Annotated in this window: 21 protein-coding genes; 14 read left to right on the top strand and 7 right to left on the bottom strand. The window is 69.1% G+C overall.

Annotated elements, in window-relative coordinates; genetic code table 11:
• From tnpA to ACWGKS_RS28980, 4 genes are all read left to right on the top strand, one after another.
• Positions 1-300 (top strand): IS200/IS605 family transposase (gene tnpA / locus ACWGKS_RS28995; RefSeq protein WP_452524838.1); only part of this gene is annotated, 300 nt, incomplete at its 5' end.
• A gap of 169 nt (positions 301-469) precedes the next feature.
• Complete coding sequence (locus tag ACWGKS_RS28990; protein WP_358505820.1) at positions 470-805, top strand: hypothetical protein; 336 nt, start codon at positions 470-472, stop codon at positions 803-805.
• Positions 806-912: 107 nt separating this feature from the next.
• Positions 913-1,965: a Gfo/Idh/MocA family protein gene (locus tag ACWGKS_RS28985; protein ID WP_358505823.1), complete on the top strand. Its 1,053-nt coding sequence runs from the start codon at positions 913-915 to the stop codon at positions 1,963-1,965.
• Positions 1,966-2,183: 218 nt separating this feature from the next.
• Entirely contained in the window at positions 2,184-3,185 is a 1,002-nt protein-coding gene (locus ACWGKS_RS28980) for an EamA family transporter (protein ID WP_358505826.1), read from the top strand.
• Between the two features lie 61 nt (positions 3,186-3,246).
• Here the strand turns inward: ACWGKS_RS28980 and ACWGKS_RS28975 are convergent, their stop codons facing one another.
• Positions 3,247-4,173 carry a ribonuclease Z gene (locus tag ACWGKS_RS28975; RefSeq protein ID WP_358505829.1) on the bottom strand — a complete coding sequence of 309 codons (927 nt, stop codon included), beginning with the start codon at positions 4,171-4,173 and terminating at the stop codon, positions 3,247-3,249.
• Positions 4,174-4,318: 145 nt separating this feature from the next.
• On the opposite strand from ACWGKS_RS28975, the gene ACWGKS_RS28970 reads away from it, so the two are divergent.
• The 4 genes from ACWGKS_RS28970 to ACWGKS_RS28955 all read left to right on the top strand — a co-directional run bounded on the left by ACWGKS_RS28970 (position 4,319) and on the right by ACWGKS_RS28955 (position 7,842).
• On the top strand, positions 4,319-4,741 hold the full coding sequence (locus tag ACWGKS_RS28970; protein WP_358505832.1) for a hypothetical protein: 423 nt from the start codon (positions 4,319-4,321) through the stop codon (positions 4,739-4,741).
• 93 nt (positions 4,742-4,834) lie between these two features.
• Positions 4,835-5,851, top strand: a complete 1,017-nt coding sequence (locus ACWGKS_RS28965) for a DUF2804 domain-containing protein (protein ID WP_358505835.1) — start codon at positions 4,835-4,837, stop codon at positions 5,849-5,851.
• 261 nt (positions 5,852-6,112) lie between these two features.
• Entirely contained in the window at positions 6,113-7,729 is a 1,617-nt protein-coding gene (locus ACWGKS_RS28960; RefSeq protein WP_358505838.1) for a sodium-dependent transporter, read from the top strand.
• Positions 7,729-7,842, top strand: a complete 114-nt coding sequence (locus tag ACWGKS_RS28955) for a methionine/alanine import family NSS transporter small subunit (RefSeq protein WP_084392259.1) — start codon at positions 7,729-7,731, stop codon at positions 7,840-7,842. The genes ACWGKS_RS28960 and ACWGKS_RS28955 overlap by 1 nt, the downstream gene beginning before the upstream one ends.
• Positions 7,843-7,903: 61 nt before the next feature.
• Here ACWGKS_RS28955 and ACWGKS_RS28950 read toward each other — a convergent pair whose 3' ends face one another.
• Positions 7,904-8,446: a type 1 glutamine amidotransferase domain-containing protein gene (locus tag ACWGKS_RS28950; RefSeq protein WP_358505842.1), complete on the bottom strand. Its 543-nt coding sequence runs from the start codon at positions 8,444-8,446 to the stop codon at positions 7,904-7,906.
• 174 nt (positions 8,447-8,620) lie between these two features.
• On the opposite strand from ACWGKS_RS28950, the gene ACWGKS_RS28945 reads away from it, so the two are divergent.
• The gene (locus ACWGKS_RS28945; protein WP_452456802.1) at positions 8,621-9,229 is read left to right on the top strand and encodes a histidine phosphatase family protein; all 609 of its coding nucleotides are present in this window, start codon (positions 8,621-8,623) and stop codon (positions 9,227-9,229) included.
• A gap of 73 nt (positions 9,230-9,302) precedes the next feature.
• Here ACWGKS_RS28945 and ACWGKS_RS28940 read toward each other — a convergent pair whose 3' ends face one another.
• Complete coding sequence (locus ACWGKS_RS28940) at positions 9,303-9,971, bottom strand: hypothetical protein (RefSeq protein ID WP_358505848.1); 669 nt, start codon at positions 9,969-9,971, stop codon at positions 9,303-9,305.
• Between the two features lie 168 nt (positions 9,972-10,139).
• Between ACWGKS_RS28940 and ACWGKS_RS28935 the strand changes: the two genes are divergently transcribed.
• Positions 10,140-10,850, top strand: a complete 711-nt coding sequence (locus ACWGKS_RS28935) for a MerR family transcriptional regulator (RefSeq protein ID WP_358505851.1) — start codon at positions 10,140-10,142, stop codon at positions 10,848-10,850.
• 62 nt (positions 10,851-10,912) lie between these two features.
• Here the strand turns inward: ACWGKS_RS28935 and ACWGKS_RS28930 are convergent, their stop codons facing one another.
• A complete protein-coding gene (locus ACWGKS_RS28930; protein WP_358505854.1) occupies positions 10,913-12,289 on the bottom strand; it encodes an FAD-binding oxidoreductase in 1,377 nt (458 codons plus the stop codon).
• 266 nt (positions 12,290-12,555) lie between these two features.
• On the opposite strand from ACWGKS_RS28930, the gene ACWGKS_RS28925 reads away from it, so the two are divergent.
• The gene (locus tag ACWGKS_RS28925) at positions 12,556-13,308 is read left to right on the top strand and encodes an SDR family oxidoreductase (RefSeq protein ID WP_358505857.1); all 753 of its coding nucleotides are present in this window, start codon (positions 12,556-12,558) and stop codon (positions 13,306-13,308) included.
• Between the two features lie 62 nt (positions 13,309-13,370).
• On the opposite strand, the gene ACWGKS_RS28920 is transcribed toward ACWGKS_RS28925, so the two are convergent.
• Genes ACWGKS_RS28920 through ACWGKS_RS28910 form a run of 3 tightly spaced genes read right to left on the bottom strand, consistent with a single transcriptional unit; the run spans position 13,371 to position 16,029 of the window.
• On the bottom strand, positions 13,371-14,222 hold the full coding sequence (locus ACWGKS_RS28920; protein ID WP_452456799.1) for an ABC transporter permease: 852 nt from the start codon (positions 14,220-14,222) through the stop codon (positions 13,371-13,373).
• The gene (locus ACWGKS_RS28915) at positions 14,219-15,202 is read right to left on the bottom strand and encodes an ATP-binding cassette domain-containing protein (RefSeq protein ID WP_358505860.1); all 984 of its coding nucleotides are present in this window, start codon (positions 15,200-15,202) and stop codon (positions 14,219-14,221) included. Before ACWGKS_RS28915 ends, ACWGKS_RS28920 begins: the two co-directional genes overlap by 4 nt.
• Positions 15,202-16,029 (bottom strand): alpha/beta hydrolase, encoded by an 828-nt coding sequence (locus tag ACWGKS_RS28910; RefSeq protein WP_358505863.1) that lies wholly within the window; start codon positions 16,027-16,029, stop codon positions 15,202-15,204. The genes ACWGKS_RS28915 and ACWGKS_RS28910 overlap by 1 nt, the downstream gene beginning before the upstream one ends.
• A 205-nt stretch (positions 16,030-16,234) precedes the next feature.
• Between ACWGKS_RS28910 and ACWGKS_RS28905 the strand changes: the two genes are divergently transcribed.
• From ACWGKS_RS28905 to ACWGKS_RS28895, 3 genes are all read left to right on the top strand, one after another.
• Positions 16,235-16,981, top strand: coding sequence for a hypothetical protein (locus ACWGKS_RS28905; RefSeq protein ID WP_358505866.1), 747 nt, complete (start codon positions 16,235-16,237; stop codon positions 16,979-16,981).
• Positions 16,978-17,787: a nucleotidyltransferase domain-containing protein gene (locus ACWGKS_RS28900; protein WP_358505869.1), complete on the top strand. Its 810-nt coding sequence runs from the start codon at positions 16,978-16,980 to the stop codon at positions 17,785-17,787. The genes ACWGKS_RS28905 and ACWGKS_RS28900 overlap by 4 nt, the downstream gene beginning before the upstream one ends.
• Before the next feature lie 125 nt (positions 17,788-17,912).
• Positions 17,913-18,160 (top strand): helix-turn-helix transcriptional regulator (locus ACWGKS_RS28895; RefSeq protein WP_452524840.1); only part of this gene is annotated, 248 nt, incomplete at its 3' end.

Genomic DNA, 18,160 nt, shown 5'->3' with positions numbered 1-18,160 from the left:
TGCGAAGAGATCATGCGAGCCGTCTGTGCCGACTTCGAAACCGAGTTGGTCGAGTTCAACGGCGAACGCGATCACGTCCACCTGCTCGTGCGCTATCCGCCCAAGGTCGCCATTTCCCGACTGGTCGGCTCTCTCAAGGGCGTGTCCGCCCGCAGGCTCCGCCAGGAGTTCCCCGGCCACCTTCGCAAGTACTTGTGGGGCGACCACTTCTGGTCCCCGTCCTACTTTGCTGCGTCCTGCGGCGGCGCCCCGTTGGCGATCATCAAGGAGTACATCGAGAACCAGAAGCGTCCAGGCTGAGGTCAACGGTGCGAACCCGTGCTCTGGTGCGGGTCACCGCTATCTTGAGAAGCGATTCCTCCCGGGCGTGAACGCCCGGGGTTCCTCGCTAGATCAGGCTGAACCCCATTGTCCACGGGCACGGCCTGTCGACGTGTTCCCACCCCACTTCGCGGGCATCCTCCCCACCATGGACAACACCGTCTTGGGGCCCACCGGCCCCACCCGGCAGGTGGGCCGGCCCGACGTCGAACACCTGATGGCGGTCCTGAACCGCCACCGCGCCGGCCTGACCGGCGCCAAGGGCGTCACCATCGGCTCCGGCGAGATCGTGCACACCCTCACCAGCCACCTGTGGGCAGGGGTGTCGGTACCGGCCACCGGATGCCACGCCGCCGTGGACCCACTTCGCCTGCGCGCCGCCACCACCGGGGTCGACTGCCGCCGCTGCCTGGCACGCTATCGCCGCCCCGACGCCTCCATTCCCGGCCAGACCCTGCTGGAGCTGCCGACCACACGTGCCTGAAACCATCGGCTCGCGATCGGGCCCCGCCCGATGAACGGATCCCATCTGCCGCGCCCCGCCTTGGAAAACCGGTGGCCCCACGCCACCGGTGCGGGGATCATCGACCCATGCGTATGGGAGTGGTGGGTCTTCGTCAGGGACTGCACATGGCCGACTGGGCGCGGCGGATCGGAATCGACGTGGTCGCCGGCTGCGATGTCGACCCCGCCACGGCACGGCGGGCCGCCATACGACTGCCCACCCTGACCCTGGTCGCGCACTGGCGCGACCTGCTCCATCAGGATCTGGACGCGGTCCTGCTCACCAACGACTTCGACGCCCACGCACCCCTTGCCATGACCTTCCTCGAACACGGCGTCCACGTACTCTCCGAGACCGCGGCCTGCACCAATGCCCAGGAAGGCGCCGAACTCCTGGCCGCCGCCCAGGCGAGCACGGCCACCTACTCCTTCGCGGAGAACTACGTCCTGCACCCGCACACGCGGCTCCTGCGCACACTGGCCCAAGAGGGAACCTTGGGCGAGATCGACCTCATCGAAGCGGACTACCTGCACGCCATGGCACCCCAAGCGGTCCAAGGCCTGATCGGGGACCCGGACCACTGGCGCGGCCGGATCCCCCCGACCGCCTACTGTACGCACTCCCTGTCCCCGATCCTGGCGATCAGCGAAGCCATGCCGGTGCAGGTCACCGCCTTGCCCGTGCACACCGCCTCCCCCAGACAGGCCTCGGTGATGGCGGTGCGCCTGTCCACCGGGGCTCTGGCCCTGACCCGCAACGGCTTCCTCCAAGGGGAACCGGACTCGCACTGGAGCCGGATCTCTGTGCACGGCACACGCGCGGCCGCCGAAGCGGGGCGAAGCCTCAGCGAGAGCGCCTGGTCGGTGCGGGTGCGTCACCCGGGATGGACACGCGCCGACGGCCGCACCCACGAGGCCGAACACATCGCCCCACCGGTACTCGTGGACGGCGTCGCCGTGGAACGAGGGCAGGAGGGCACGGTGCTCGTCCTCCAAGGACTACGCGCGACCGTGGAACAGGGAGCGCCACCACCGGTGGGGGTGCGCCAGGCCGTGGCCGCCTCCCTGGTCGGAGTCGCCGGCGCCCGCTCCCTGGAGGAAGGCTCGATACCGGTGCCGGTCCCCCTGCCCTGGACCTGAATCGCCCCGCCCCCAATGCCCGGCCTCCGAACGATCCCGTGCCGGAGGCCGAGCGCATCACTCCAACGGCCCGCATTCGACCCAGGACACCCCGTCGATGACGGCCGACCGGGCACACCTGCCATCGGCCACGACCAAGGCTCTCCTCTAAGCTCAAGGCGACCTCGAATCCACCCCTGGTGATCCCCTCATCCCACCTTGTTCCTGGAGTGTCCCCCGTGTCCGCCCAACCCACCCGGCACCGCCCCTCCGGGCTGGCCTTCGCCTTCGCCTCGGCCCTGACCTTCGGTGGCTCGGGGGTCCTCGCCCGCCCCCTGATGGACGCCGGTATGGACCCGCTCCACGTCACCTGGCTGCGCGTGGCCGGCGCCGCCCTGATCCTGCTGCCAGTGGCCCTGCGCCACTGGCGTCTGGTCCTGCGCCGCCCCCTGCTGTTGCTGGCCTATGGCCTCTTCCCCATGGCCGGGGTCCAAGCCCTGTACTTCGCCGCCGTCGCCCGCATCCCCGTCGGTATCGCCCTGCTGTTGGAGTTCCTGGGCCCGGTCCTGGTGTTGTTGTGGGTACGTCTGGTACGCCGCAGGCGCGTCTCCCCCGCGGCCGTCATCGGCGTGGTGTTGGCGGTGGCCGGGCTGGGTCTGCTGCTGGAGGTGTGGGCCGGCATGCGCCTGGACGCGATCGGGGTGGGCCTGGCGTTGGGCGCGGCCGCGGCCCAGGCGGCGTTCTTCCTGTTGGGAGACGCCATGGGAGAGGACGCCGACCCCTTGGCCGTCATCGCCTTCGGCGCGCTGATCGCCGGTGTGGTGTTGGGCGTGCTCGCCCGCCCCTGGACCCTGCCCTGGGAACTTCTGGGCGCGCCCCTGTCCCTGGGCGGTGTCATCCTGCCCGGGTGGGCCATCGCCTCGTGGTTGGCCCTGGTGTGCACCGCCATCGCCTACTTCACCGGGGTATCGGCGATCAAACGGTTGTCCCCGCAGGTCGCCGGAGGTGTGGCCTACCTGGAGGTGGTCACCGCCATCGTGCTGGCCTGGATCCTGCTGGGCGAGGCGCTCAACACCATGCAGCTTCTGGGGGCGGTGGTGATCGTGACCGGGGCGTTCATCGCCCAGACCGCGGTGCCCACCACCCCGGCCACCGCGGCGAGCGATCCCGACGGACCCACCGCCACCACCCCGGCCGAAGAAGACGACCCGACACGGTCCCGGGCCCTGGGCCGGGACTGAACCCACCCCATCTGGGGCGCACACACAGAAGCGTCAACACCCGGGCTCAGAGCCCCGCGGCTCAGCGTCGGGCCGGCAACGCGATCCGGTCCAGGTCCGCGGCCAACACCACCGGCCCGTCGAACTCCTCGGCGGCCTGGGCCACGAACGACCCGTCCTGGTCCTGCTCATACCTCTCCGACAGGTGGGTGAGCACCAACAGACGCACCCCCGCCCGTGCCGCGATCCGCCCCGCCTGCCGGGCCGTCAGGTGCCCGTACCGCTCGGCCCATTCCTCGTGCTCGTCCAGGTAGGTCGACTCGATCACCAGCATGTCCGCGCCCCGCGCCAGTTCCACGGCCTGCTCGCACTCGCCGGTGTCCATCACGAACGCGAACACCTGCCCGGGTCGGGGTCGGGCGCACTGGGCCAACTCCACCGTGCGCCCCCGCACCTCGATGCTTCCCTGACGTTGCAAACGGGCGATGTCGGGCCCGCGCACTCCGAAGTGCGCCAACCGCTCGGGCAGCATCCGCCACCCGTCCGGTTCGACCAACCGGTACCCATAGGCCGGCACCGAGTGGCGCAGCGGCAACGCCGTGATGGTGAAGGGCTCGTCCTCGCCCAGCACACAGCCGCCCGCGCCGCCCACCGGCTGGGCAACGATCACGTCGGTGTCCACGAAGGAGGTGGCGTGGCGCAACCGCTCCCAGTACTCCTGGCCCGCCCCCGGATAGGTGGCCCGTACCGTGTGCGACACCTGGTCGCGGGCGATGCGCTGCACGATGCCCGGCAACCCCAGACTGTGGTCGCCATGGAAGTGGGTCACACAGATGCGGGTGATGTCGGAGGCCGCGAGCCCCACCATGCGCATCTGTCGCTGGGTGCCCTCACCGGGGTCGAACAGCACCCCCTGATCCCCCCAACGCAGGAAGTACCCGTTGTGGTTGCGCCGACGGGTGGGCACCGCGCTGGAACTACCCAAGACCACGAGTTCACGAACCGACATGGCCCGCATTGTCCCATCCCCCGGGTGCCCCACCCGCCTCGAACACCGCCTCCACCCACTCTGTCCACAACAGGCCATACCACCCCGACCCCTGCTCTTCCCGGCTAGGTTATGCCCGCCCCAGCCCACAAAACCGAGGAGGACCGTGCCCGACGAACCCCACCGCCCCACCACCATCACCGTGGAACAGGGTGCCGAGCGGCTCCGGTTCACCACCACCCCCACCCCCGATGGCAGAGTGTCCATCGAAGCGGTCGGATTCACCGACGACGGCGAGATCACCACGAACCTGTCCGGGGTCCTTCCGGCGGAGATCATGGCCACCCTGGGGTGGCTCATGCTGCAGAGCTCCGCCACCGGCCAGGCGCCGGCCGGGTTCGTGCGGGAACAACGCCGCCACCATCCCAACGCCTACCGGCCCTGGAGCACCGAAGACGACGAACTCCTGGCCCGACACGCCGCCCAGGGCACGACCCTGGCCGCGCTCGCAGAGGAGTTCGGGCGCAACACCGGTGCGATCCGCGCCCGCCTGACCCGGCTGGGCATCAACGACCTCGAACCCGGCTGAGCCCCCGCCGGGCCGACCCGAGGGCCCGGCCCGGCCTCATCCTCAACACCCGCACCACCACACCCATGGCTGAGCACCGTAGGCTTGACGGCCATGCCCACACACGAACGCGAGATCACCTCACCCGTGGACCTGTGCACCCCCCAGGGGCGCCTGAACCCCGGGGCGGTGGGCTGGTCGCGCACCCCACTGCACCGCACCCACATCCCCGGCTGGTCACGCACCAAACGCTGGGAATACTGGTGCGTGAGCACCCCCACCCACCTGATCGCCATCACCGTCGCCGACATCGACTACCTGGGCCTGACCTCGGTCTACCTCCTCGACCACTCAGACCCCGCCGCGCCCGTGGAGGTCTCGCGCACCGCGCTGCGCCCCCTGGGCCATGGGGTGCGCGTACCCCACAGCCTGGGCGCCGGCCCCACCGCCGCCCTGGGTCCCATCCGCGCCCACATCGACGACACTCCCACCGGCACCCGGCTGCGCTTCTCCTGCACCACCGACCACGGGCCCCTGCACGCCGACCTGCTCATCACTCCACCCCCGGGCCACGAATCCATGAGCGTGGTCATCCCCTGGAGTCCCACCCGCTTCCAGTACACCTCCAAGAACACCGCCCTGCCCGCCTCGGGCACCGTCCGCCTGGGCGAGCACACCTACGACTTCACCGACGCCTTCGGCGTACTGGACCACGGCCGCGGCCGCTGGCCCTACGACATCAACTGGAACTGGGGTGCCGCCGCCGGACACACCGACGGCCACACCCTGGGCCTACAGTTCGGCGGCCAATGGACCAAGGGCACCGGGCTGACCGAGAACGCCCTGTGCGTGGACGGCCGCCTCACCAAGATCGGTGAAGAACTCGTCTGGGACTACGACCCCGACGACTTCCTCGCCCCCTGGCGCCTGTACACCCCCGCCTCCGACAAGGTCGACGTGGTCTTCACCCCCTTCCACGAACGCGTCGACCGCACCGACACCGGCCTGATCGTCAGCGACACCCACCAATGCTTCGGCCACTACCGGGGCACCGTACGCACCGACGACGGCACCACCCTGACCGTGAGTGACCTGAACGGCTTCGCCGAACAGGTCCACATGCGCTGGTGACCCCCGGGGCGCGCACCCGACACACACCGTGCGCGCCCCCGCCGGCCCCCTCAGGCGCGAAGGCCCCGAGCACAGCCGACCTGAACACGCCCGGTTAGCGCCCCTTGGCTCCCCACCCCCGCACCGACCCAAGACAAAACGACACCAAAAGCCCCTACAGAAACGACATCCAGCCACAAGACCAGCCTCAACGATGCTCGGATAGCCAAATCCTGCTACCGTGCGGGTCGCGAACTACGGGATGATTTAGGAGACCTGAACATGGGGCAACAGCCTCGCGAGCAATGGGGAACACGCGCGGGATTCCTCATGGCCGCGATCGGATCGGCCATCGGACTGGGCAACATCTGGCGATTCCCCTACGTCGCCTATGAGAACGGGGGCGGAGCGTTCCTGCTGCCCTACCTGATCGCGATGCTCACCGCGGGCATCCCGCTGCTCATCCTCGAATACGGCATCGGCCACCGGTACCGTTCCTCGGCGCCCCTGTCCTACCGGCGTATCTGGCGCCCCGCCGAAGCCCTGGGCTGGTGGCAGGTGGCCATCTGCTTCGTCGTGGCCATCTACTACGCCGTCATCATCGCCTGGTCGATCCGCTACACCTGGTTCTCCATCACCCAGGCCTGGGGCAACGACCCCGACGGATTCTTCTTCAACGACTTCCTCCAAATGAACCCCGAACCCGGACCGGTCTCGGGCTACGTCTCCGGGGTCGCCTGGCCGCTCATCGGAGTGTGGCTGGTCACCCTGGCCATCCTCATCATCGGTGTGCGCCGCGGCATCGAGATCATCAACAGGATCACCATCCCCCTACTCGTGGTCCTGTTCGGCATCATGGTCATCCAGGCCCTGACCCTGGACGGCGCGGCCACCGGCCTGAACGCGTTCTTCACACCCGACTGGTCGGCCATGCTCACCGGCAAGGTATGGATCGCCGCCTACGGACACGTGTTCTTCTCACTGTCCATCGGCTTCGCCATCATGGTCACCTACGCCTCCTACCTCAAACGCAAGTCCGACCTGACCGGCTCGGCCATGGTCGCCGGGTTCGCCAACGCGTCCTTCGAACTCCTGGCCGGCATCGGCGTCTTCGCCGCCCTGGGATTCATGGCCGCCGCCGCGGGCACCGCCGTCGACGAAGTCGCCACCTCCGGCATCGGACTGGCCTTCGTCGCCTTCCCACAGATCATCTCCAGCCTGCCCTTCGGCGGCCCACTGTTCGGCGTACTGTTCTTCGCCTGCCTGTCCATCGCCGGCGTCACCTCACTGATCAGCATCGTCCAGGTCATCGTCTCCGCCGTCCAAGACCGCACCGGACTGGGCCGCACCCAGACCGTGCTCCTGGTCGGCGGCGCCACCGCCCTGGCCTCGATCCTGCTCTTCCCCACCCACGAGGGACTGCACTTCCTCGACGTCTTCGACCGCTTCATCAACCAGTACGGCATCGCACTGGCCGGTCTGGTCCTGGTCGTCTTCATCGCCTGGGGGGTACGCCGACTCAAGCTCTTCCAGGCCCACGTCAACGCCGTCTCCTCCATCCACCTGGGCACCTGGTGGCGTATCACCCTGGGCGTGGTCACCCCCATCCTGCTCGGCATCATGATGTGGGACAGCCTGCGCATCGAACTCACCGAGAACTACGAAAGCTACCCGACCGGGTTCCTGCTGGCCGCCGGATGGGGCGTGGCCATCGGCGCCATCGTCTTCGGCATCATCGTGGCCTGCTTCCCCTGGAAGAAGGCCGACGCCATCGCCCGCGACGACGCCGCCCGCACCCGCGACGAGGACGGCCGGGCCCCGGTGCAGTTGGAGGAGCCCGAGCAGGTCGGCACCGAATCGGCCACCGACCACACCCGTGACAAGGAAGGGGACCACTGATGTCCACCAGCGCCATCGTCATGATGGTCATCTCCATCACCGTGCTCTGGGGCGGCCTCATCACCGCGGTACTGCACCTGCGCCGCCACCCCGACGAACCCGAAGCCGAGTAAGACCCCGAAAAAGATGGTGGGGCCACCCGATCCGATCGGGTGGCCCCACCTCGCTTTTCCCTCAGCCCGCGAACTCGCGCACGATCCGCGCACAGAACGCCGGTAGGTCATCGGGGTCACGGCTGGTGGTGACACCGTGATCGGTGACCACCTCCTCCTCCACCACCGTGCCCCCCGCGTTACGGATGTCGGTACGGATACTGGGGTAGGAGGTCACGGTGCGCCCACGCACCACATCGGCCTCCACCAGGATCCAAGGCCCGTGACAGATCGCCGCCACCGGCTTCCCACCGGCCACGAAGTCACGCACGAACGACACCGCGTCACCGTCAAGACGCAGGTTGTCGGGGTTGACCGTCCCACCGGGCACCACCAGGGCGTCGTAGTCATCCACCCCCACACCGGCCACCTCACGGTCCACGTCGAACCGGTCGGCCGGCTCGATGTCACCGTTCATCGCCTGGATCGACCCCGACTTCAGCGACACCAACTCCACCCGGGCCCCCGCCTCGGTCAAGGCCCGACGCGGCTCCACCAACTCCACCTGTTCGACCCCATCGGCGGCCAAGATCGCCACCGTCCGACCGTTGAGCTCTCCAGCCATGATCTCCCCCTCACTGAACATCGCGTTCGCTCGGGCCCCGAGCAGAACCCGGCGCCACGTCGTCCGCCCTACCCGCCCACCCCTGCTTCCTCACACCGATCAGCACCTCCACACCGAGAACCGGATCACACCCGCGCACATCCCACCATCACCGATCCGACCAGGAGGTCACCCGTGCCCACGACCCGCGATCTGTACCTGGCCCGCCACGGCCAAGCCGACCCCACCACCACGAACCTCACCGACATCGGCCGCCAACAAGCCGACCTGTTGGGGCGCAGACTGAGCCGCTCAGAACCCCACACCCTCTGGCACGGCCCCTCCCCACGCACCACACAGACCGCCCACCAAGCCCTCACCCACCTACCCGGACTCACCGCCACCCCGGCACCCGAGGCCGACGACCACATCCCTCACCTGCCCACCCGCGATGAACTCCCGCCCCGGCACACCGAGCAGATCCTGGCCTTCCTCTCCCACCTGCCGCCCCAAGACCACGCACCCCACCTGGCCGCCCGCGCCCTGGAACGCTTCACCGGCCCGGCTCAAGGGTCACACCCACGCCGCGAGGTGGTCATCACCCACGCCTACCTGATCGCCTACCTGATCGCCCACGCCCTGGACGCACCACCATGGCGGTGGATCAGCATCCCGGTGGCCCATGCCGCCCTGACCGTGATCCGCTACCGCCCCCACGCTCCGGCCTCCGTCGTGGTCCTCAACGACACCGCCCACCTCACCGACCCGCTGCGCTGGACCGACCTGCCCACCTGGCGCCCCTGACCCACCAAGGGGCTGGGAACAAAAGTCGGGCGCGGCCCCCGCCGGCCGCGCCCGAACCCTACTCACCCGCCGCTCAAGGCCGGGCGCCCTCCCACACCCCGATGGGAACGTGCTCCAACAAATCGATCAGACGGTCGGCCATGGCCACCGCCTCATCCCCCTCCAACCGGCCCTCACCCCAGGTCAGAAGGTACTCACCGGTGAAACGGAACCCCGCCCGCTCCCCCGGCGCCTCCAACAACCAGGCGCGCACCCGCTCATCCAGCAACGCCCGCGCGAAGGCCTCATCCGCGCAACGCACCTCGAAGGTCTCATCGAAGGTGGACTCGCCCACCCGCACCCGCCCCGCACCCGGCAGGGTCGGCCCCGCCTCGGCGCACACCTGCAACACCGGGGTACACGGGGTGGGCACGACCACCACCGGGAAACGATGCGTGCTGGGAGCCGAACGCCCATCCTGACCACAGGTGGTGTAGGTGTACTCATAGGCCAACACCCGATGCCCCCGATGCTCGGCGGAGAGCACGTGCACCGCCCTGGCGTTGGAGGGGGCCCGCCGAAAAGGCGCACCGGCGAACCGGTCGGCCAACTCGGGCCGCTCACGGTCATAACCCCACCCGCGCCCACCGGCCCACCCGCGCAACACCCCGGCCCGCTCACGCTCGGCCGCGGCACTCATCACCGAGATCGCGATGATGATCACGACCGCGATGGCCAACAGGGCCAAAACGCCACCGGACATGGGGCACATCCTTTCAGAGCGGCTCACCTACAGGTGAGACGCGCCCCACACCCTCCCCGGTTCCCTCCGATTCGCACACCCCACCACCCCGACCCGAACACCACCGACCCACCCCCGCCCGCCCTATCCTGGCCCCACCACCCACACCCCTTTCACGGAAGGAACCGCGTGGACGAGCCGGCCCGCCTGCGCCCCATCGACCTGGCCCGCGCCGCGGGCATCTCCACCCAACAGGTCCGCAACCACGCCGACGAAGGCCTGCTACCACCCACCCCACGCACCGCGTCCGGATACCGCGTCTTCACCCACCACCACCGCCGCGCCCTGCTCACCTACCGGGCCCTGTACGCCGCCTTCGGTAGCCACACCTCCCGCGAGATCATGCACGCCGTACACGCACAGGACACCGACCGTGCCCTGGAGCTGATCGACGCCGCCCACGCCGACCTGCACCGACACCGCCAAGCCCTGAACCAGGCAGGTCAGGCCCTGTCCGCCATCGCCCACCACACCGAGAACGCCCCCGCCCCACCCTCCGGTGACCTGCGCATCGGCGAGGTCGCCGCCCACCTGGGGGTGCGCACCTCGGCCCTACGCGTGTGGGAGCAGGCCGGCCTGCTCACCCCCCAACGCGACCACACCACCGGGTACCGCACCTACACCCCCGCCGACGTGCGTCTGGCCCGCATCGTCCACCTGCTCCGCCAGGTCGGCTACCCCCTACCCGACATCGGCCCCGTCCTGGAGCAACTGCGTCACAGCGGCGACACCACCGCCCTGAACCAGGCCCTGGATCAGCGCTCCCACGACCTGCTGGGCCGCTCCCGGGCCATGCTCACCGCCGCCGCCCACCTGCACGACCACCTCACCCACACCTGATCCCGAACGAAAAAAGGGGGGCCGTCCTCATCGAGAACGCCCCCCGCACAACACCGAAGGACTCAGGCGAACACCTTGCCCGGGTTCAGGACACCGTGCGGATCCAACGCCGCCTTGACCGCCCGATGCATCTCCACCACCTGGGGCCCCAACTCCTGGGCGGCCCCTCGCATCTTGAGCAACCCCACCCCGTGCTCACCGGTGACCGTGCCGCCCATCGCCAACGCCTCGTCCACGATCACCTCGAAGGCCTGCTTGGCCCGCTCCTTGGCGGCCTCGTCCCCGGCCGGAACGATGAACAGGGGGTGCAGGTTCCCATCACCGGCATGGGCGATGTTGCCGATGTGGGTGTCGAAACGCTCCGCCGCCCGCTCGATGGCCGCCAACATCTGCGGCACCCGCGCCTTGGGCACGCACACGTCCTCGGTCAACAACGGACCCAACCGCTCCAACGCCGGGTAGGCCAACCGGCGCGCCGAGAACAACGCCTCGGCCTCCTCGGCGTCGGTGGAACGCACCGCGTACACCGCACGCTCCTTCTCGAAACACTCCAGGATGCGGTCGGCCTCGGCCTGACCCGACTCACCGGGCAGGTCACTGCGGGCCAACAACAACACCTCGCCCTCGGCCGAGAGCCCCATGTTCTTCCACTCGTCCACCGCACGCAGACAGAACCGGTCGATCAACTCCATCGCCGAAGGCACGACACCGGCCGCCGAAACCGCCGCCACCGCACGACCCGCCTCCACCAACGAGTCGAAGTAGCCCACCACCGTGTGCTCCACCCCGGTGCGCAACGGAACCAGACGCAACGTCACCTCGGTGACCAACCCCAGCGTGCCCTCCGAACCCACCATGAGCCCGGCCAGGTCATAGCCGGTCACACCCTTGGCGGTGGTGCGCCCCAACCGCACCACCTCACCGGTCCCGGTCACCACCTCCATGCCCAGCACGTAGTCACGGGTCACCCCGTACTTGACGCAGCACAACCCGCCCGCGTTGGTGGCCACGTTCCCACCGATGGTCGACCACGGAGCCGAAGCCGGGTCCGGCGGATACCACAACCCGTCGGCGGCCACCCGCTCCCGCAGGTCATCGTTGACCACACCCGGCTGCACCGTGACGCTCTGCTGGACCGCGTCGACCTCCAACACCCGATCCATGCGCTCGAAGGAGACCACCACCCACCCCTGCCCGGCGTTGGCCGCACCCGACAAACCCGTACCGGCACCGCGCGCCACCACCGGAACCCCGTGCTCCACACAAGCGCGCACCACCCGCGCCACATCCGCCGTCTCTCGGGGGCGCACCACCGCCACCGGGCCACCGTAGGGAGCCCACTCGGCCTCATCGTGCGCGTACCCGGCCATCACCTGTGGATCGGTGACCACCGACCCCTGGCCCAAGGCGGCCGTCAACTCCTGCACGAGAGCGGACATGGACACACTCCTCACCACGCTGTGACGGCACCGTCTGCGCCGACGATGTCCAGCACTCTAACCGGACATCCCACACCACCGGTCACCACCTGCTCGTATTCGCACACCACCCACCAAAGCCCACCCCCGGCCCGGGTCACCGCCCCGGGAAGAACCCCACACCCCCTGACCACCCGCCCACACCGACACCCCTCCTGAAAACCCACGAAAACCACCCAACACGGTGTTAACGTGAACCTCTCATCGGCCGGTCTCGGAGGTGGAACATGCGCACGATCCTGGTCACCGGAGCCACAGGCGCACTGGGCACCCACGTCACCGAACTGCTACGCCAAGGCCAGGACCACGTACGCACCCTCAGCCGCAACCCCGACCCCACCGACCCCCACGCCCACGCCGTCGACCTACGCCAAGGCACCGGACTCGACCGGGCCCTGGACGGCGTCCACACCCTGCTGCACCTGGCCTCCACCCCCACCGGAGGCGACCTGCGAGCCGCCACCCACCTCATCGGCGCCGCCCGCAAGGCACGCGTGCACCACCTGGTCTACATCTCCATCGTCGGCGTCGACCGCATCCCCCTGGGCTACTACAAGACCAAACACACCGTCGAACAGGCCCTACAGGCAAGCGACCTGGGCGTGACCATCCTGCGCACCACCCAATTCCACACACTCATCAACGACCTGTGCGCACGCATGGCACGCCTGCCCGTCATGCCCTACCCCGACGTGGACGTCCAACCCGTCGACCCCACCGAAGTGGCCCTACGCCTGGCCCGCCTGGCCCGAGAGGAACCCGCCGGACGCGTCGACGACATGGGCGGACCCCAAATCGAATTCTTCGCCGACCTGGCCCAGACCTACCTGCGCGCCCACCGACTGAACAAACCCCGCCTGCCGCTACGCGCCCCGGGCCGCATCTTCGCCGCCTTCCGCGCCGGCGACCACCTGAGCCCCGAACACGTCGTGGGCCGCACCACCTTCACCCAATACCTGCACGACACCACCCACCACTGAACATCCCGCACACGAAAGTGGGGCGAGTGGCCCCCGCACACCCGCCCCACCCCCGGTGGATGTCAACGACTCAACCGGCGATAACGCGCCACCGACAACGGCACGAACACCGCCAACAACACCAACGGCCACACCAACGCCATCAAAACCGCGTTCTGCGCCACCCACCCCTGACCGGCCACCACGGTGTTGCCGAATAACTCCCGACACGCCAACACCGTCGCCGACAACGGATTCCACTCCGCCACCGGAGCCACCCACACCGGCACCATCTCCGCGGGCACGAACGTCTCCGCCACCATCGCCAACGGGAACACCAACGAGAAGAACTTCATCGCCGACTCGGGGCTGCGCACCATCAACCCCAACCAGATCCCGACCCAGGTGAAGGCCAACCGCAACAGCAACAACAACCCCAACGCCGCCAGCGCCGCCCCCACACCCAGGTGCCAACGCCACCCGATCAACAACCCCATCCCCACCAGGACTGTCAGATCCATCAACGCCGACACCACATCGGCCATCGACCGGCCCACCAACAACGCCGAGGGCGCCATCGGCAACGTCCGAAACCGGTCCACCACCCCCCGCCCCACATCGGAGACCACCGCGATCGTGGTGTTACCGATCCCGAACGCCATCGTCAACGCGAACAACCCCGGCATGAGGAAATCCCGGTACTCATCACCGCCCACCCCCATGGCGGCGCCCATCGCCTCACCGAAGACGAACCCGAACAGCAACACCGCCAACACCGGGATCATCAACGTGCCCACGAGCTCATCGGGTTTGCGCACCAGGTGCGCCAGATAACGGCGGGCCACCACCACCGAGTCGGCCACCGCCCACCCCAGACGTCGCGACCACACCCCCACCCCACGAACCGGTTCCGGAGCCCACTCGACCTCGCTCACCACGAACCCCTCCCGGCCCCATCACCCGGACCATCGCCCTCTTGACCGGTCAAGGCCAAGAACACCTCGTCCAACGTGGGCCTACGCAACGCGATGTCCTCCACGTCCAGCCCCGCCTCGTCCAAGGCCCGAACCACCTTGGTCAACGCGGCACCCCGTCCCGCCAACGGCGCCCGCACACACAACGCGTCCACGTCCACCGACGGTGGCGCACCGGCCATACGCTCCAACACCTGGGCCACCACCCCCAACTCCTGGGCACGACCCACCACGACCTCCACCCGGCCCCCGCCCACACGCTCCTTCAACTCCCCCGGCGTGCCCTGGGCGATCACCCCTCCGGCGTCCATCACCGAGATCCGATCAGCCAACCGGTCGGCCTCCTCCAGGTACTGGGTCGTCAACAGCACCGTGGTGCCACCCGCCACCAACTCACGCACCATCGACCACACCTGACCGCGGCTACGCGGGTCCAACCCCGTGGTCGGCTCATCCAAGAACAGCACCCGCGGATCCAACACCAGCCCCGCCGCCAGATCCAACCGACGACGCATCCCACCCGAGAAAGTGCGCACCGGCCGATCGGCCGCCCCCACCAGATCGAAACGCTCCAACAACTCCTGGGCACGCGAGCGCGAACGCACCCGCCCCAAGTGGTACAAACGCCCGAACATCTCCAGGTTGCGGCGCGCGCTCAACACCTCGTCCACCGCCGCGTACTGGCCAACGAACCCGATCCGCTCACGCACCAACCAGGGGCGGGCCACCACATCGGCCCCCGCCACCCACGCGCGCCCGGAATCGAAGGACAACAAGGTCGCCAACACCCGCACCATGGTGGTCTTACCGGCACCGTTGGGCCCCAACAACCCGTGCACGGTCCCCGCCCCCACCCGCAGGTCCACCCCGTCCAAGGCCACCTTGCCGCCCCGGTAGCCCTTGCGCAGACCCCGCGCCAGGATCGCCGTGTCCGTATCCATCAGGCCACCACCGAACCGGGCACCTCAACGGCCGGCACCGGCTCGCCGCGCCCACCCACCACACTCACCCGCTCATACCGTCCCACCGCGATTCGTGCGATGTTGCGCACCGACTCACTCCCGGACCGGTAATAGGAGCAGTGCCCGGGAATGTCACCGGTGGCGAACACCCGCGCCCCAAAACCCGACCGCAACGGCGAAGGCCCATGCCCCACCCCGCCCACATACCCGCGCGGAAAGAACCGGATCCAATCCTTGGGCCCCAAAGCCGCCCACAGATTCCCCGAAAACCCCAGAGCGTCCCCATCACGCACCCCCAACCCCGGGCTACCCAACACCACGCACTCATCCACCCGGGCCCGCGACAACGCCAGCCCGCACACCACCGCACCGTAACTGTGCCCCACCAACGTCACCCGCGCCGAGGACGGCAAGAACCGGGTCAACCGCACCAGATCACGCGCACCCCGCTCGGCCGGGGAGCGCATCACCGCCTCACCGAACCCCCGCGGAGTCCGATACCCCACCCACACCACCACCGCCACCCGCTCGGTGGGCGCCTGACGACGCATCTCCTCCAGCAGGATCGCCGCGTTCGCCCGCGGCCGCGTCAACCTCGCCTGATCGAAGTAGTTACCCAGGTCGTTGTCGTTACCCGGAACAACCACCGCCACATGATCGGCCTCGGCCGCATCCCCCAACTCCTCCACGATGCGCCCCGGCCCACTCTCATCGAAGGCCAGCACCCGAACACCACGTCGCACACCACGCCCATAACGCAAGGGGCCCTCAACGACACCGCAGGAAGGGGGGTTCACCGCGATCATGACTCTCCTCGACGAGACCGAAAACCTCCGGGTCCTCCCCGGCTCCTCAAACGCTAGATTCGACCGCCGGGAACCACCATGACGTCACCACCCGCTTACACCTCCACCCCCGCCCACCCCCCGAAGTGGTGCCAGCACCACCCCACCGCCCACCACCGGCCAAAACACCGTGCCCCACCACCCGCGCCTCTGCCAGGATGCCCCCATGCCCATCCACACCCTGGCCCAGCGACCCGACCTGACCCCCGCCCTGGAACACCCCCACCTCAACCCCGGACCCCAGGTGATGTTCCACGACCAGGACTCCACCCACCTGTGGCCCCACCTGCCCACCACCTTCGGCGAACACCAACTCGCCCTGGTCGAGAACGGCCAGGTCATCGCCCGAGCCAACAGCGTCCCCCTCGCCTGGCACCACGACGAACACGACCTCCCCCAAGGCGGCTACGCCTGGGCCCTACGACAAGCCTTCGACGACCACGCCCACCAACGCACCCCCACCATCGCCGTGGCCCTGTACATCGCCATCACCCCCACCCACCAGGGCGAAGGCCTCAGCGCCCACATGGCCAACGCCCTACGCGCCAACGCCGCCTCCCACGGCCTCACCGCGCTGGCCGCACCCCTGCGCCCCACCCTCAAACACCACTACCCGCTCATCCCCATGGCCGAGTACGCCACCTGGAAACGCCCCGACGGCACCCACTTCGACCCCTGGATCCGCACCCACCACCGCCTGGGCGCCCACATCCTCCACCCCTGCGAAGAATCCATGCACGTCACCGGCACCCTGCACCAATGGCGACAATGGGCCGGAAAAGACCTCCCCGGCAGCGGAGAACACATCATCGACGGCGCCCTGAGCCCCGTCACCATCGACGTCGAGGCCGACCACGGCCACTACACCGAACCCAACCTGTGGGCCTGGCACCCCCTGGAGCCCACCCCGTGAGCGCGCCCCCACCCACCGGCCTCAACCCCGACGGCACCATCGCCCGCGAAGGCTCCATCACCCACGTCCCACCCGCCTTCGCCCCGCTCATCGAAGCGCTGCGCACCCACCTACCCCACACCTTCGGGCCCCGCCTGCACAGCGCCTACCTGTACGGCGGCATCCCACGCGGCACCGCCACACCCGCGGTCTCGGACCTGGACGCCCTGGCCCTGCTGCGCACCCCACCCACCCACGAGGACCACGCCCGGGCCGGCGCCCTGATGAGGGAGTTGAACGCCACCTTCCCCACCATCGACGGCGGCGACATCCTCCTGGAACACACCGATCAGATCCTGCGTCCCCTGACCGCCCAGGACGGCGGCTTCTTCGTGGCCTGCCTGTGCACACCACTGACCGGCTCCGATCTGGCCCATCACCTGCCCGCCTACCGGCCCACCACCTTGCTGGCCCGCCAGACCAACGGCGACCTGCACCTGGTCCTGCCCCGCTGGCGCCACGCCCTGTCCCAGGCCCGCACCGACACCGACCGAAGCGCCCTGGCCCGCCGCATCGGACGACGTCTGGTGCGCACCGGATTCACCCTCACCATGCCCACCTGGGGTGGCTGGACCAGCGACCTGCGCCTGGCCACCGACGTGTTCACCCATTACCACCCCGAGCAGGCCGACCTCATGCGTTTGGCCCTGCGAACCGCCATCCACCCGGGCCCCGACCCCGCCCCGCTCCACCACCTGCTCGATGACCTGGCCCCCTGGCTGGAAACCACCTACACCGCCACCCACGGTCGCAAGAGCACGCCCTGAACACCACCTGCGACAGGTACCACCCCACGCCCGCACGGGCCCATGTCGCACCCCCGTGCGAAACTGACAACGTGAAACGCCCCGACCTGGACGACCTGGTACGCCTACGCCGCGCCCGCGACCGCATGGACCGCGACTACGCCCAGCCCCTGGACGTACCCGCCCTGGCCCGCCAGGCCCTGATGTCCACCGGCCACTTCTCCCGCAGCTTCCGCGCCGCCTACGGAGAACCCCCCTACAGCCACCTGATGACCCGCCGCATCGAACGCGCCAAAGCGCTCCTGCGCCGCGGCGACATGTCGGTCACCGACGTGTGCTTCGCCGTGGGCTGCACCTCCCTGGGCACCTTCAGCACCCGCTTCACCGAACTGGT

The organism is Nocardiopsis sp. NPDC055879, from assembly GCF_053615935.1.
This window is presented reverse-complemented; position numbering and strand designations above follow the sequence as displayed.

Coding starts and splice junctions, on each gene's coding strand:
- ACWGKS_RS28990 (WP_358505820.1), top strand. CDS start 470: ATGGACAACACCGTCTTGGGGCCCACCGGCCCCACCCGGCAGGTGGGC.
- ACWGKS_RS28985 (WP_358505823.1), top strand. CDS start 913: ATGCGTATGGGAGTGGTGGGTCTTCGTCAGGGACTGCACATGGCCGAC.
- ACWGKS_RS28975 (WP_358505829.1), bottom strand. CDS start 4,173: ATGTCGGTTCGTGAACTCGTGGTCTTGGGTAGTTCCAGCGCGGTGCCC.
- ACWGKS_RS28965 (WP_358505835.1), top strand. CDS start 4,835: ATGCCCACACACGAACGCGAGATCACCTCACCCGTGGACCTGTGCACC.
- ACWGKS_RS28960 (WP_358505838.1), top strand. CDS start 6,113: ATGGGGCAACAGCCTCGCGAGCAATGGGGAACACGCGCGGGATTCCTC.
- ACWGKS_RS28955 (WP_084392259.1), top strand. CDS start 7,729: ATGTCCACCAGCGCCATCGTCATGATGGTCATCTCCATCACCGTGCTC.
- ACWGKS_RS28950 (WP_358505842.1), bottom strand. CDS start 8,446: ATGGCTGGAGAGCTCAACGGTCGGACGGTGGCGATCTTGGCCGCCGAT.
- ACWGKS_RS28940 (WP_358505848.1), bottom strand. CDS start 9,971: ATGTCCGGTGGCGTTTTGGCCCTGTTGGCCATCGCGGTCGTGATCATC.
- ACWGKS_RS28930 (WP_358505854.1), bottom strand. CDS start 12,289: ATGTCCGCTCTCGTGCAGGAGTTGACGGCCGCCTTGGGCCAGGGGTCG.
- ACWGKS_RS28925 (WP_358505857.1), top strand. CDS start 12,556: ATGCGCACGATCCTGGTCACCGGAGCCACAGGCGCACTGGGCACCCAC.
- ACWGKS_RS28915 (WP_358505860.1), bottom strand. CDS start 15,202: ATGGATACGGACACGGCGATCCTGGCGCGGGGTCTGCGCAAGGGCTAC.
- ACWGKS_RS28910 (WP_358505863.1), bottom strand. CDS start 16,029: ATGATCGCGGTGAACCCCCCTTCCTGCGGTGTCGTTGAGGGCCCCTTG.
- ACWGKS_RS28905 (WP_358505866.1), top strand. CDS start 16,235: ATGCCCATCCACACCCTGGCCCAGCGACCCGACCTGACCCCCGCCCTG.